This is a genomic window from Cryobacterium sp. MLB-32 (genome assembly GCF_000738085.1).
GTDB lineage: Bacteria > Actinomycetota > Actinomycetes > Actinomycetales > Microbacteriaceae > Cryobacterium.
In genome coordinates this window covers 1-812 of sequence record NZ_JPRS01000441.1, presented here as the reverse complement: position 1 = coordinate 812, position 812 = coordinate 1, and the positions used below count along the sequence as shown (strand labels likewise).

Here is an 812-nt window from a genome sequence, read left to right as displayed (position 1 = left end):
CATCTCGCAGAGACCGTCGGTCATCACGTGCACCGGGGACAGACAATTACAGCTCTTACACCGCTGCTCGCTGGCGCTGACCCGGGTGCATCTGCAGTTGCCGCATTTTGGGCAGAAGTGCTGATGACACTTGGAGCAAGGGAACCCGCGAACCGCCAGAATCTCGCCGCAGCAGAAGACTTTGTCGACGAGTCGTTGGTCGTACGAACGGTCGATCAGGACAGGCATTGCCTCGACATGCCAAATGTCATTGCCGGAAAGCACGGCGATGATTCGGCGCTCGTCAGCAATCGCGTCGATGAAATAGTCCTCGCGGGCGCCCCAGGGCGTGCGCCAGAACGAGCGGCGAGTTAGCGACTGCTCCGGTTCCATATTCGCGAGGAAGTGGCCGTCGGGTAGGTGCTGCCCTCGCCATGGGTACACCTTTGGCCACCCGTGTTCCGTGTCGGGTTGAATGCTTGAGCTCGTGACCTCTCCGCTGCACCGGTCGATAATGATCACTGCGCCGACGGCTCCCAGGCGGGAGGCGACGGCAATTGCAGCCACAGGTCTACTGGCCGCTGAGCCTTCGTAAAGCTGAACGACCTGTCGAGCTCTAATGGGATGCGACACGAAGTCGTCGATCAGGTCAGCCGGCAGCAGCAGACGTTGGGCGACTCTGTCGCAGAGTGTCTCAAGGGCAAGGCCCGCCTCATCTTGATCTGCGATCCAGTCGAGTATTTCTTCGTCCTGATCGACGAGCCAGTGTCCTACTTCATGCGCCAACGTGAAATTCTCACGCTTGCTGTTGGAGGTGGGAGCGTAGAAGATCA

The 812-nt window shown here is 59.5% G+C and carries 1 protein-coding gene; it reads right to left on the bottom strand.

The window, feature by feature from the left end:
- The coding region (locus JF66_RS23860; RefSeq protein ID WP_197059497.1) for an ImmA/IrrE family metallo-endopeptidase at nucleotides 1-812 on the bottom strand (812 nt) is incomplete at both ends.